This window comes from Gilliamella sp. B3127, from assembly GCF_026536935.1.
Taxonomy (GTDB): domain Bacteria; phylum Pseudomonadota; class Gammaproteobacteria; order Enterobacterales; family Orbaceae; genus Gilliamella; species Gilliamella apicola_E.
Genome location: NZ_JAFNNI010000001.1, coordinates 243,346 through 256,505 on the forward strand (window position 1 = coordinate 243,346; position 13,160 = coordinate 256,505).

The window sequence follows — 13,160 nt, forward strand, 5'->3', positions numbered from 1 at the left end:
TTAATTATAATGATTCAATTATTGAAAACAGTGATCAAGTTAACATTTGTGTAATCGAATACATTTTTATTTAATTGACTTTATTTTTATAATTTTAATTTTTTATGTATGCGATTACATTGGTGGGTATACTTTGATTAATTTATATTTTGTATCAATTATTCAATTGGATAGACAGAATACCGTTTAGAGAGGGTGGGCGTATATATATTAATTAAATTTGCTGAAGGTGCTTCGCCTTTTGCCAAGCATAATGCCAGTTCCGCAGCTTGTTCAGCCATTGTATGAAGTGGGTAACGGATGGTGGTTAATTTTGGATGTAAATAGCGCGCAAGTAGCAAATCATCAAATCCAATAATGGAAATTTCTGCTGGAATTTTTATGTCGTTATCATATAACACTGACATTGCACCAGCGGCCATTGAGTCGTTATAACAGGCAATTGCGGTAATTTCTCGATTACGTTCCAATAGTGACATCATTGCTTGTTCTCCTCCTTCTTCATTAGGTGAGGAGAAGGCAATAAAGTTTTCATTAACATCAATATTGTGTTCAATTAATGCATCTTTATAGCCTTGTAACCGATCGGACGAGTCAGAAATTTCATGGTTAGAGCATAAATATCCAATTTTAGTATGTCCATGCTGGATTAAATGTTTTACGGCTAGATATGAACCATAACGGTCATCTAGAGCAATACAACGCTTTTCAAAACCTTTCAATAGCCGATTGATTAATACCATCCCTGGCACTTGCTCCATTAATTTTATCAATCTGCTATCGGGTAACATTTTTGCATGAACAACTAGTGATGAGCAGCGATGCTCTATTAAGTGAGTTATTGCATTATATTCTTGTTGTTCATTATGGTAACCATTACCAATTAGCAAAAAATGTCCTGTTTTGGATGCAACTCTTTCTACCGTGCTAACCATAGCACCAAAAAATGGATCGGATACGTCAGCCACAACAATTCCAATAGTATTAGAGTTTTGTTGTGATAATGCACGAGCATTAGCATCAGGATAATAACTTAATTTTTCCATGGCTTTTTTTACGGTTTCGCGTGTGGTATCACTAACGTTTTCGGCGTTGTTAATCACTCGCGAGACTGTCGCAACAGAAACTTTAGCTAAATGTGCAACATCTTTTATTGTCGCCATAAAAAAAACCTTTTAAATTATTACCGTAACTTTTTTAAAGTTTATTATTAGTTTTGTGTTGGTATCAAGTTAAGTAGAGCTGTTAATAACTAAGCCAAAAATGATTCATAATGAAGTTATGAAATATTACAGAATACGTTCTTACTTATCTTAAATAGCTGATACAGATATCTGCTCACTTTTATGACTTAATGTATGATAATAAAGCAAAATTTTGGCTTTGCCAACAAAGCATTGACGCCTGAATCGTTTCAGTTGTAATTTATTAATAAGGGGAATGATTAATTGACTAAATTCCCCTCAAATTAGTTAAATTTTAACCAGTTCGTGCTATTTTGCCGTAACTTTTATTAACATTGCGGTAGCAGGATCGAGTACAGGTAATGGTAAGCCGATATTCATTAACCAATCTCCTGACAGTGTGGTATCTGTTGTCATCCATTTTGGAAATGATTTCATGGCGTGGCCATTTACTTTCGGATCAATGTGATCAGGTAGATCTAGAATTTCGATTTTGTATTGCTTATCAGCTAATAATCCAACTAAGCGTAAGTTACCACTTAATGCATAAGTCGGTAATGCCAATTGCGCTATAATAAATGCTGCTTCTTTTTTATCCTGACTGACCACACCATAGCTTTGCATAGCTGCGCTATCATCAACATCTAAACGAACACTATTACCACTATGCAATAATGGGCGTAGCTGTTTATGTAAACGGATATAATGAGTAAAACCTTTTTGTTCTTCTGCCGATTCTTTCACGGGATCGAGTTCAACACCCATATGTCCAAATAATGCTGTTAATCCTCTTAAATTCATATCTAATTCACGATAGGTGGTGTGACAAGTTTTGCCGCCGATATGAGCACCCATTACCTCAGGTGGGAAGAAGTAGCTCATACCTCGTTGTATGATTTGTCTATCTAATGCATCATTCGAATCTGAGGCCCAAAAACGTTGAGTACGTTTTAACACTTCAAAATCTATACGACCACCACCAGAAGAACATGATTCAATTTCAACATTAGGATATTTTTCTTGCAGAATATCCATTAAACGATAAACCGCATTAGTTTGTCCAACTACAGCTGGGTGACCTTCGTGGCCTGCCTGAACAATTTCTCTATTCATATCCCATTTAATATAGTCAATATCATAACTACCGAGTAGCCAATTTAATCTTTCGAGTAGATAATCAAATACCGCTGGATTTTGTAAATCAAGTAAGTATTGATGACGGCCTTCAGGTTGATTGTAGCCAGGTAATTCAAGTAACCAATCAGGATGTGCTCGATAAAGATCAGAGTTTTTACTGATCATTTCTGGCTCAACCCAGATACCAAATTCCATTCCTTGTTTTTTTACATGTTTGATAACTGGTTCAAGTCCTTTTGGATATTTGCGTTTATCTAAATACCAATCGCCTAATGCTTGATAATCATCATCACGTTTGCCAAACCAACCATCATCAATGATAAAACGTTCAACACCCAGTTGTGCTGCTTTTGTCGCCATTTTCATGATGTAATCTGGGTTGTGATCGAAGAAGATTCCTTCCCAAGTATTAAGATGGACAGGACGAGGTTTATCGTTTGCGAAATGAATAATATTTTGGCGTAAAAATTGATGGAAATGCTGGCTCATCTTATTTAAGCCTTCATTACTATAGGTTGCATAAAGCCAAGGAGTACTTAAAGTTTCACCTTTAGCTAATGATATTTCTCCAGCAAGATAAAGCGCTTCGGCTTGGATGAAGCGCTTACCATTACTTTTCACTGCAACTTGGATACGATGATTACCACTCCAACCTAAATGGATACCCCAAACTTCACCAGTTTGTTCTTTAAATCCATCGGTACCAACTACCATACCCGGAAAGTATTCGTGTGAAGTACGACCACGGCGGTTTTCTTGCAGGTATCCACAATGTTCGATTTTTGTTCTGTGAGGGAAGAACTCCTTAATCCAACGACCACTAAATGCCATTAATTCTTGTGCACGTTCAGGAATTGGTAATGTTACAGATAAACGGTTGACTTGATATGGTTCTTTACCTAGATTAGTCAGACTATTTTGACATTGTAATACACCGGTTTCATCTAAAATCAGCTTACTAGTCAAACGAAGTTTTGCAATACTATCTTCACTAATTATAGTTATATCATTTTTTTTCTTGGTTACTTTTTTGGTAACAAAAACTGGTGACCAATCTTTACCATTTCGATGACCTTCTAGTCCTGGAGTGCTAAAGTTTCCTACTCCTTCCTCAGGACAAAGGGTGAACGGGACATCGATATCAATACGTGAATTGGGTACAGCAGGTATAAGCATATCGATATCATCAAGATTTACGTTTTGTAATCGTTTACCAAAATAGCATAGTTCAGCATAAGGTTGGGTGCGTAAGATAATATCTATATCGCGGGTTCTAAGATGGCAATTCATATTCTCTCCAAAGGTTAATCACTTTTCCGATATAGAATAATAATAATTTTCATTAATTAATATGATTAATTTTTAATTTTGTGATTAAGATCTCAATTAATGTAATCGTTTCCATTTTGTTTTTCTAAAATGGTTAATTAAGCAATTTTTATTGCAAATGGTTGTGCGAAAAGGCAGTATTTTGTGTTATTATGATTTTTAATCATGGGTGAAATTTTAAAATATTATGAAAAATATTATTACTTTATTTTCTTTAATTACGCTGGTTTTTAGTGTTGAAGCAGCAGATAAATATGTGACTGAAAATGTTGATATTTATCTTCGCCGCGGTCCAGGTTCTCAATATGCCTATACGAATGCAGTTAAAGCAGGGGAAAAAGTTGCAGAACTAGAGAAAAGCGCTGACGGTAAATACACCCGGATACAACTTCCTAACGGTAGCTCGGCTTGGATTGAATCAAATAAACTAAAAGATCAACCTAGCCTTAAAGTACTTGTCCCAACGTTAGAGTCAAAACTTGCGGAATATAAAGATAAGGTTGATAACGCAGAGCAGTATAGACAAAATGCTATCAATGATTATTCCGAAAAATTAAAACAAGCCGAACAAACAATTGAAAGCCTACAAGCTAGAAATAAAGAATTAGAACAAATCAATAAATCACAAGACACTAAACTTGAATCAATGCTAAATCAAGTTGATGACAAGCGACGAGACCTTATTGTTACTTGGTTTACTTATGGTGGCTTAGTAGCTGGTGGTGGATTCCTATTAGGTTTAATTTTGCCAGCTATTATGCCGGGGCGCCGCAAAAAAGATCGCTGGATGCGCTAAATGAGCAAATTCTATCTTGTTGGCGGTTCTGTTCGAGATAGATTATTACATCTTCCTCTTGTTGATCGAGATTGGGTTGTAGTTGGTTCTACACCCGATGAGCTTTTAGCTCTAGGTTATCAACAAGTTGGTAAAGACTTCCCTGTCTTTTTACATCCCATAACTAAAGAAGAATATGCCTTAGCTCGAACCGAGCGAAAATCGGGTAAAGGCTATACTGGATTTATTTGTGACTTTAGTAAGGATATTACCTTAGAGCAAGATCTTATCCGCCGAGACCTGACTATTAATGCTATTGCCATGGATGAAGATGGTAATCTTGTCGATCCTTATCATGGTATTGATGATATCAAACTTAAATTATTGCGTCATGTTTCCCCTGCGTTTAGAGAAGATCCTTTACGAGTGTTACGAGTTGCTCGATTTGCTGCTCGTTATTATCATTTAGGTTTTAGAATCGCATCTGAAACTCAAAAGTTAATGGAAGAGATGGTTTTAGCTGGTGAAATAAATACTCTAACTCCAGAGCGTGTTAGGAAAGAGACCGAGAAGGCATTAGCAAGTGCCGATCCACAAGTTTATTTTCAAGTGTTAAAACAATGTGGTGCTTTGGCGATATTATTTCCATCATTAACTCTTTCTTATACTGTTGCAGATGCATTAAAGAAATCAACTTTATTAACCGATGATTTAACGGTTCGTTTTGCAGTATTATTTGGTGAATTAACAACTGAAGCAGAAAAACTTTGTTCACAAATTAAAGCACCAAATCAATATACAAAATTAGCGATAATGGTGCAGCAATACCGTCTTAAAGTTGAAAACGTGACACAATTAACAGCTGAACAAATTATTGATTTATTCAATCGAATAGATGTTTGGCGTAATCCTCATCATCTTAATCAATTAATTATTGCTAGCCAATCTTATGCTAAAACAGAATCATTTCCACAAGCAAAGTACCTAGAAAGGGCATATAAATTAGCTCATGGCGTCAATGTTCAAAATATTATTGCTGAAGGTTATAAAGGAAAGTTGATTCAAGATGAGTTACAAAAAAGGCGAATTGAAGCGTTATTAAACGGTATTTGATTGCATCTTAATCAATTGTCACTTTTTTTCAAAATATCTAAAAAAAAGGGTTGACGATTTGCCGTAACACAAGCATAATGCGCCTCGCAGTGTTGGTTATGACGTTGCGAATGAAATGGCTACGTAGCTCAGTTGGTTAGAGCACATCACTCATAATGATGGGGTCACAGGTTCGAATCCCGTCGTAGCCACCATTAAGATTAAGTTATACTTTAACCGAAAGTATATTATGCGGGTGTGGCGAAATTGGTAGACGCACCAGATTTAGGTTCTGGCGCCGCGAGGCGTGGGGGTTCAAGTCCCTTCACCCGCACCATTTAATCTTAATATCTATCCTTTATTGGGGTATAGCCAAGCGGTAAGGCAGCGGGTTTTGATCCCGCCACGCCCAGGTTCGAATCCTGGTACCCCAGCCATTCCAATCTGCAAATTTTGATATCTATTAGCTAATCTGTTTTGCTTTTTACATTCTTAGTTATTCCTTTTCACGGGTATGGCGGAATTGGTAGACGCGCTAGATTCAGATTCTAGTTCCGAAAGGTGTGCGAGTTCAAATCTCACTACCCGTACCAGATATCTTTTCTCCTTTATAATTGGGGTATAGCCAAGCGGTAAGGCAGCGGGTTTTGATCCCGCCATGCCCAGGTTCGAATCCTGGTACCCCAGCCATTAAGACCTAACTTAATACTTTAGTTTGCTGTCGAGAAATGAATTAATGTGCAGTCAAACTTAAAAGTAATAATCATCGCACTTTAATCTACAAGCGCAATGATTAGAACAATTATTATTTAAGTACACAGACGAAATTTAATTCATTATTTTTGGGTTGCCACTCAATCGCTCCTATAGTTGTACCAACAGTATATTGGTTGGTAGCATCTCGTTCATCAGATGTCCAATATAGATGACCTTTAGGAAAATGGTTACCTGGGTAGGTGTGGTGATAAAGTTTTCCTTCGTTTGTTACATTACCCCATTCTCCTAGAAGGCTATTACCAATCCTACGATAATAGTGATTAGTTGTAATAGCCAAACAGTTATCAGAATTATTATCTGACTTACATGGACCATTGGTTATAAGGTTTTGGTCGCTATTGGTCAAATCCTCAATAGTAGGAACAACATATTTACCATTGCAAACACTTGCGCTTTGGTTGTAATGGTAAACATCTTGGCTTGGCGATGTGAACCATTTCTTAATCGTAAACGTGTATATATCTTCGCCATCAGATTTTATGGTAAAGGTAGGATTTACATCCGTTGCTTCACCTGTCAATTTTACTTGAAGCCCTGTATTAATTAGATGACTATCTATATCGCCAACAGTAATTTGGTTTATTTCTATATTCACGCCTTTTGAACTATTTGATGATGTTATCGTCGATAAATCAAATGGTGCTCCAGCTATAAACATAAGGAATCGGGCTTGATCAAATCCCGTTGTTGGAAACCCACCAGAACTTACTTTATTGACGAAACCAGAATCAATAACGTGTTGATTAGCATCCCCCCAAGTTAAATAGACCCAATCACCAGTATAATCCCGATTTTCGAAGAGGAATGAATGCACAATTGATGGACGATTGGCACAAACAGTTGGTTTGATTGCATTGTAAATCAAAAAATCTTTTTTAGCTCCTGGATAAACTTTATAATTTGGAACACCATATTGCGTTACTAAAGCAATAGAGCCTGAAATTCTAATATAAGGACTCCAACCTAATCTTGCCAACTCACAAAAAGTTCTGTTTCTATCTGATTCAAGTAATAAATAGGATTTATTATCATAGCGATAGAACCAATCTATTTTAAATCCCCCATCGGGTGGGGTTATTTGAGTTATACTATCTCCATCATCATCAGCAACTAATTGACTGTCAACTGGATTAGACATGGAAAAAGGTATCATTGTACCGTCAAGACCATAATTAGATTTTAACGATGTCATTAATTGATTAGGTGTGGTGGCATTGGGATCAACTTGAGGGAAATTGATATTTTTTAGTTGACGATTTAGGTCATTGATTCCCGTAAAAACCTGAGATTGGAATTTTATCCCAAAATATTGGAAGTTTTGTTGATCATACTCTCGGGAACCATTAACACCAACCGCATCAGGATCGATAAAATATGGGCGATTGCCATTAATAGATTGTGCTGTGACTGCTACCAGTGCAAAAGCTAAATTACTCATTAAAAATATCGAACTTGTTAATAAAACAATAAACCTTATTGAAAATTGAGAAAACTTTTTAAATTTAAATCCTTTCAATAACATCATGTTACCTTACCTTTTAATTCTTAAATTTAATAGAAAGATACAATCATTACGTTTCAATTAAGTTGATACTTATTTCAATGTTAAAAATGTGGGAAAATTAATTTATTGATAAAGATATTTTTTATTACTGACATGCAAAAATTGAATAAAAACTATCCATGCGGAAAAAAGAGTTTTTACGCATGGACAGCCTTGAAAAAATGATTATCTATATAAATTTACATAAACAGTTTGCGCTGTTTCAGCGCGGTTATTAGATATTTCTTTTACATAGTAGAAGTGTGCATCGTTAGCGATAGCATATTTTTGTGCTGCTGCGCTAACTTCGCTGGTATTATTAAATGTTCCATGGAAAACAATTGTTTTATATGGCTTCATGATTTTGAAGGCTTCGCTCGTAATTTCATAGGCATCTTGGCCTGCGATTGCTTTCGAAATGATAAAGTCACGAACTGGCGCCTCTTTTTTGTATAATGCAACATCAACATCTTGTTCACGATTTTTTACATCATCAGCAATAATTGAGTAAACATAAAACGCATAGGCATCTTTTTCAGAAGCGATTTTACTCGCTGCATCTAAAATTTCAGAAGTGTTATTATAATCGCCTTTAAATTTTACGACTGCAAATGGTAAATAATAAAGGGCTTTTGAACGAGGATAAAGCACAACACCGTTGTGAGTAACTTCTTCTTTGCTTACCGCTATAGGTGCATTTGATTTATAAACATCGGCATAAACAATTGCACGATCAGTTGATGTGCCTGTAGAAGGTTGTTCAATACCAGTTATATGATAATATTTAGCACCAACTTCGTCCGCAGCTTTTGATATATCATCTGCTGCATTTTGTGCTTGTAAGTAGCTACCGGTTACAGAGACTTCTTTGAAGGGTATTAAATTATTACTTTCTTCTGCTGTTAATGGTAAAGCCGCATAAATATTGGCAATAGGTAGAGATAATAGTAAAGCTAATGCAATAGATGATTTATTATAACGTTTCATAATAATGTCCTTTGTATTTATGTTATAAAAATAAAAAAACAATCTGTAACGCTTATTCTATGAGGGTATTGCATGAGAGTATGAAAACGAAAAACGCTCTCGGGATCTATCTTTTACTAATTCTTTCAAACAGCTAGATAAAACAATGTGGAAATTGTGGAAAAGAAAAATAACCGTTAAATAGTATATATCAATTAGAATATTTGTGTAGCTATCACTTTAAATTTTTGTAAAGAATATATTTTTAAGCATTTTATGCTAAAGAAATATTACGATATTAAAAATAGTATTTTTTTAATAAATCATCATATTACAGCTAAGCATTTATATTTATGGTGCTAATAAAACAATTAATTATCTGTGCAGTTAATCCCCAAATGACATAATCACCATACTGATAAAAGTGTACATCATGTTGCGATTTCTTTTGCCAATTTGCTGTGCGATTTGGAACTAATTCAAAAGGGAAATTATCATCAGGTTTAAAGCCAACAAACATAGTTGCTTTTTTGGGAGAATGCTCAATAAACCATTCTAATGGAACCGTAAAAACCGACTCAACTTCATCATGATTAATTTGTAAATTATCCAATTTATCTACATGCTCAATTTTTGCAACAAAAGGATAAATTATCATGCCTAATGATGCATAAAATTTAGGTAATTGTCCTAATAGGGTAATTTGATCTAGCGTAATACCCAACTCCTCGAAAGTTTCACGTTTGGCGGTATATTCAGGGCTGATATCCGATAACTCAACTCGTCCTCCAGGAAAACAAATATCGCCTGGTTGCCATTTAAGTTTTTTTGAACGTACCTGAAAAAGCAGGTGCAATTGGTTTTCAATAGTGATAATAGGGATTAACACGGCAGCTTTATTCATGAATTGAAATTGGTTTTTGGTATTTTTCAAAGATTGTGATATTTTTTCTAGGGTGATCATAATATTTATTTCATTTATTTGTAAATTTACATTCTTTTTACGCTATAATAGAAAATTATTGGAGAAATTGTTAGTCAATAGTACATCTGTTTCACCTGAATAATGCTATGCAATACGATATAAATAATATAAAAAAAGAACTTGATGATCTTGCAATACTAAAACACGAACGTGCTCAAAGTGGTATGTCTCTGGAATTTCAGCGTGTCTTTTCATTATTGCCAGTTCTTTTTCATTTTAACCATCCCAATCTGCCAGGTTATGCGGGCGAAGAGACTCCATTAGGTATTGCGTATTATCAACCATCCAATGAAATTGTTGAACAGTTAAAAAATGAGTTCAATTTCAGTGAGGTAAATAAAAAAAATCACGCCAATATTTCAGCATTATATTCAATGGGTAGCACATGTTCCATCGGGCAATCTACCTCATCAGATCTTGATATATGGATCTGTATCGAAAATAGTTTATCTGATGTTAAAAAGCAAGCATTAATACTGAAGTGCAGATTAATAGAAAATTGGGCTGAAGATCTCGGCATTAAACTTACTTTATTTGTTGTTGACGTCGATCGGTTTATTAACCAACATCATGAATGTCTAATGGGTGAAAACTGTGGATCTGCACAGCACATATTACTACTCGAAGAATTTTACCGTTCAGCCAACCTTTTAGCAGGTAAACGACTGTTATGGTTTGCGATTCCTTCTGATTTTACAGTCAATGACGTCACTTATCCAACCTATGAAAAATGTGTCCAGGCATTAGTTGTATCGAATATCATCAAACGCGAAGAATGGATTGATTTTGGACCTTTGACGGGTTTATCTGCTGAAGAGTACTTTGGTGCAAGTTTATGGCAACTGTATAAAAGTATCGATTCACCATTCAAAGCAGTATTAAAAACATTATTACTTGAAGCTTATTCTTCGATCTATCCAAAAAATAGGCCTATCGCGTTTGATATGCGGGAATTAATTCAAAAAGGAGAAATCCATTTCCATCACTATCTTGATTCATACTCGATGTTATTGGATAGGATCTCAAACTATTTAACAAAGATTAGAGATTTTCAACGACTGGAGTTAGTTAGACATTGCTTTTATTTAAAAGTGAATGAAAAATTGTCACAAAAAGCAAATTCATCGTCATGGCGACGTGACATATTAAATGAATTTGTACAAAATTGGGGGTGGCAACAATCATTATTGGAAAAATTAGATGCGAGTAAAACTTGGAAAATAGAACAAGTTCGTGAAATACACGAAATATTACTACATACTATGATGACGGGTTATCGAAATTTGCTCAATTTTGGTCGTCGTAACAATTTAGATTCATTGATTAGCCCACAAGATCTTGCAATATTGACTCGCAAATTATATGCCTCTTTTGAAGTTCTTCCTGGTAAAATCTCTACATTGAAATTGAATATTTCTGATAATTTACAGGAAGATGTTTTAACTTTTATCCATGTTAAAGAAGACCGGATTAATCGAGCTGGTTGGTATGTTTATAACCAAAAACCTAAACTCAATTCGATTGTTGGACATCAATATCTAGAATATAGTAAATACTTAGTCAAATTAGTTGGTTGGTGTTACTTTAATGGTTTGATTTCAGATTCAACTCAGTTTTACTATTATGATGGTGATGACCGTGATAACAAAAAAATCACCAAACTGATTAAAGATCTGAAAAATTACTTTCCAATTGATGTTCCAACAGCAACAGAAGAACAATTATATGGTCCGTGTGAAATACGCCATTTAGCAATCATATTGAATTTAGAAAACGATCCAACGGTTAATTTAAAGTTAGAAGATGAAATCAGCACTAATGTTTTAAACTATGGTAAGCAAGAATTAAGTTTGGTTAGCTCAATTGATTTGCTTTATCGTAACTCATGGAATGAAATTCGGGTCTTGCATTTTAGTGGTACTTTGTGCGTGCTAGAAGCTATAAAAGCTTTACTCAATCGTATGCACAAAGATGCTGATTTACCCAATTCGGTCGAAATCTTTTGTTATAGTAACCAGCTAAGTAATGAAATTAAAAATCAAATGAAAAGGCTGATGTACAATTGTGTTGATTTGAGATTATCGACAACTAAAAATAATTCAACACAAGTTAAGCCATTGAGAATTGATGGGGCGTCTTGGTATCTATTCTTCGAACGGTTTGGCGTTTCATTCCATCAATTTGAAAGTGCTATTGATTTTTATGGTGCAGTATCAAACAACAAAGTACAAGGTAGACCGCTAAATATTTTAGATGAAAGTAATGAATTACCTAAAGAAATAGATAGCGTCGCTTATGAAGGTATTATTCAATTCTTTTTTGAAGATACAGCAAATGGATTTGATTTATACATTTTAAACGAGCATAATCAGATCGAAATTTACCGTAATTGTAACGGTACCAAAGAGAACATGGTCAAGGATATTAATGATTTTTATGTATTATCTGATGACCGCTTTACGTTTACCACCAGTAGCTCTGTAAATTTTAATTTACCGCAATTTTACCAAATTACATACAATGATGCTGGTGAACGCGAAATCTTCTTACTTAATTAGTTTTGTTCAAAAAGTATATTAAAAAAAGTTGAGGAACGTACTTTTTTAGTATGCAACATGATAAAAAATAAAAGAATTAGCAATGAAAATGAAATTTCTATTAAAATAATGGGAACTTTTTTTAAATTTATGAATCTAACTGTTAGAGTGCACAATTTTGGGCCACACTAATAGTGATAATATAATGAGGGATGGCCTTTAATGGGGGAGCAAATAACAGACCAAGTTTTAGTAGATCGCGTTTTAAACGGAGATAAAAATGCGTTTAATTTACTTGTGGTACGTTATCAAAATAAGCTAGCTCATTTGGTATCACGTTATGTTTTACCTTCTGAAATACCTGATGTTGTGCAAGAAACTTTTATTAAAGCTTATCGTTCATTAAGCTCTTTTAAAGGTGAAAGTATTTTTTATACTTGGTTGTATCGAATCGCGGTTAATACTGCAAAGAATTACTTAACTTCACAAGGCAGACGACCACCATCTTCGGATATTGATGCAAGTGAAGCGGAAAGTTACGAAGGTGCAGACTCATTAAGAGATGTCGATAATCCTGAAAATTTAGTTCTTTCTAAAGAAGTTGAAAGAGTAGTATTTGAAGCAATTGAAGCATTACCTGATGATTTAAGAACCGCCATCACACTACGTGAAATTGATGGATTAAGTTATGAGGAAATAGCTGAAATTATGGGTACACCAGTCGGAACTGTGAGATCACGTATTTTTAGAGCACGTGATGCTATTGATGAAAAAATAAAACCATTAATTAGTTAGTGGTTTGAACAAATTAAAATAGGTAGCAAGAAATTAAGGT

At 34.6% G+C, this 13,160-nt stretch carries 9 protein-coding genes and 5 tRNA genes; 9 read left to right on the forward strand and 5 right to left on the reverse strand.

Features of this window, described 5'->3' with window-relative positions; all coding sequences use genetic code 11:
• Nucleotides 1-158: 158 nt before the first annotated feature.
• A complete protein-coding gene (locus tag J3U00_RS01060) occupies nt 159-1,163 on the reverse strand; it encodes a substrate-binding domain-containing protein (RefSeq protein ID WP_065562192.1) in 1,005 nt (334 codons plus the stop codon).
• 330 nt (nt 1,164-1,493) lie between these two features.
• On the reverse strand, nt 1,494-3,611 hold the full coding sequence (locus tag J3U00_RS01065) for an alpha-galactosidase (protein ID WP_267331245.1): 2,118 nt from the start codon (nt 3,609-3,611) through the stop codon (nt 1,494-1,496).
• A gap of 226 nt (nt 3,612-3,837) precedes the next feature.
• On the opposite strand from J3U00_RS01065, the gene J3U00_RS01070 reads away from it, so the two are divergent.
• The 7 genes from J3U00_RS01070 (at nt 3,838) to J3U00_RS01100 (ending at nt 6,207) form a co-directional block, all read left to right on the forward strand.
• Nucleotides 3,838-4,446: a TIGR04211 family SH3 domain-containing protein gene (locus tag J3U00_RS01070; RefSeq protein WP_065562190.1), complete on the forward strand. Its 609-nt coding sequence runs from the start codon at nt 3,838-3,840 to the stop codon at nt 4,444-4,446.
• A complete protein-coding gene (locus J3U00_RS01075) occupies nt 4,447-5,538 on the forward strand; it encodes a multifunctional CCA tRNA nucleotidyl transferase/2'3'-cyclic phosphodiesterase/2'nucleotidase/phosphatase (RefSeq protein ID WP_324169885.1) in 1,092 nt (363 codons plus the stop codon).
• Nucleotides 5,539-5,655: 117 nt separating this feature from the next.
• Nucleotides 5,656-5,732 (forward strand) — tRNA-Met (locus tag J3U00_RS01080).
• Between the two features lie 37 nt (nt 5,733-5,769).
• Nucleotides 5,770-5,854, forward strand: a tRNA-Leu gene (locus tag J3U00_RS01085).
• Between the two features lie 25 nt (nt 5,855-5,879).
• A tRNA-Gln gene (locus J3U00_RS01090) sits at nt 5,880-5,954 on the forward strand.
• Nucleotides 5,955-6,025: 71 nt separating this feature from the next.
• A tRNA-Leu gene (locus J3U00_RS01095) sits at nt 6,026-6,110 on the forward strand.
• A gap of 22 nt (nt 6,111-6,132) precedes the next feature.
• Nucleotides 6,133-6,207, forward strand: a tRNA-Gln gene (locus J3U00_RS01100).
• A 115-nt stretch (nt 6,208-6,322) separates the two neighbouring features.
• Here J3U00_RS01100 and J3U00_RS01105 read toward each other — a convergent pair.
• The 3 genes from J3U00_RS01105 to J3U00_RS01115 form a co-directional block, all read right to left on the reverse strand.
• Entirely contained in the window at nt 6,323-7,732 is a 1,410-nt protein-coding gene (locus J3U00_RS01105; protein WP_220225039.1) for a hypothetical protein, read from the reverse strand.
• Between the two features lie 291 nt (nt 7,733-8,023).
• Nucleotides 8,024-8,824 (reverse strand): YdgH/BhsA/McbA-like domain containing protein, encoded by an 801-nt coding sequence (locus J3U00_RS01110; protein ID WP_065562187.1) that lies wholly within the window; start codon nt 8,822-8,824, stop codon nt 8,024-8,026.
• Nucleotides 8,825-9,140: 316 nt separating this feature from the next.
• Nucleotides 9,141-9,767, reverse strand: coding sequence for an NUDIX hydrolase (locus J3U00_RS01115; RefSeq protein WP_065562186.1), 627 nt, complete (start codon nt 9,765-9,767; stop codon nt 9,141-9,143).
• A 107-nt stretch (nt 9,768-9,874) separates the two neighbouring features.
• Here J3U00_RS01115 and J3U00_RS01120 point away from each other — a divergent pair, with 107 nt between their 5' ends.
• Both J3U00_RS01120 and rpoE read left to right on the forward strand, forming a co-directional pair.
• Nucleotides 9,875-12,346, forward strand: coding sequence for a class I adenylate cyclase (locus tag J3U00_RS01120; protein WP_267331246.1), 2,472 nt, complete (start codon nt 9,875-9,877; stop codon nt 12,344-12,346).
• 201 nt (nt 12,347-12,547) lie between these two features.
• A complete protein-coding gene (gene rpoE, locus J3U00_RS01125; protein WP_267331247.1) occupies nt 12,548-13,120 on the forward strand; it encodes an RNA polymerase sigma factor RpoE in 573 nt (190 codons plus the stop codon).
• The last annotated feature ends 40 nt before the right edge of the window (nt 13,121-13,160 follow it).

Excerpts from the sequence above, each read along its gene's own strand:
- J3U00_RS01070 (WP_065562190.1), top strand. The coding sequence starts at position 3,838 with ATGAAAAATATTATTACTTTATTTTCTTTAATTACGCTGGTTTTTAGT.
- J3U00_RS01065 (WP_267331245.1), bottom strand. The coding sequence starts at position 3,611 with ATGAATTGCCATCTTAGAACCCGCGATATAGATATTATCTTACGCACC.
- J3U00_RS01105 (WP_220225039.1), bottom strand. The coding sequence starts at position 7,732 with ATGAGTAATTTAGCTTTTGCACTGGTAGCAGTCACAGCACAATCTATT.
- J3U00_RS01120 (WP_267331246.1), top strand. The coding sequence starts at position 9,875 with ATGCAATACGATATAAATAATATAAAAAAAGAACTTGATGATCTTGCA.
- J3U00_RS01110 (WP_065562187.1), bottom strand. The coding sequence starts at position 8,824 with ATGAAACGTTATAATAAATCATCTATTGCATTAGCTTTACTATTATCT.
- J3U00_RS01075 (WP_324169885.1), top strand. The coding sequence starts at position 4,447 with ATGAGCAAATTCTATCTTGTTGGCGGTTCTGTTCGAGATAGATTATTA.
- J3U00_RS01115 (WP_065562186.1), bottom strand. The coding sequence starts at position 9,767 with ATGATCACCCTAGAAAAAATATCACAATCTTTGAAAAATACCAAAAAC.
- J3U00_RS01060 (WP_065562192.1), bottom strand. The coding sequence starts at position 1,163 with ATGGCGACAATAAAAGATGTTGCACATTTAGCTAAAGTTTCTGTTGCG.
- rpoE (WP_267331247.1), top strand. The coding sequence starts at position 12,548 with ATGGGGGAGCAAATAACAGACCAAGTTTTAGTAGATCGCGTTTTAAAC.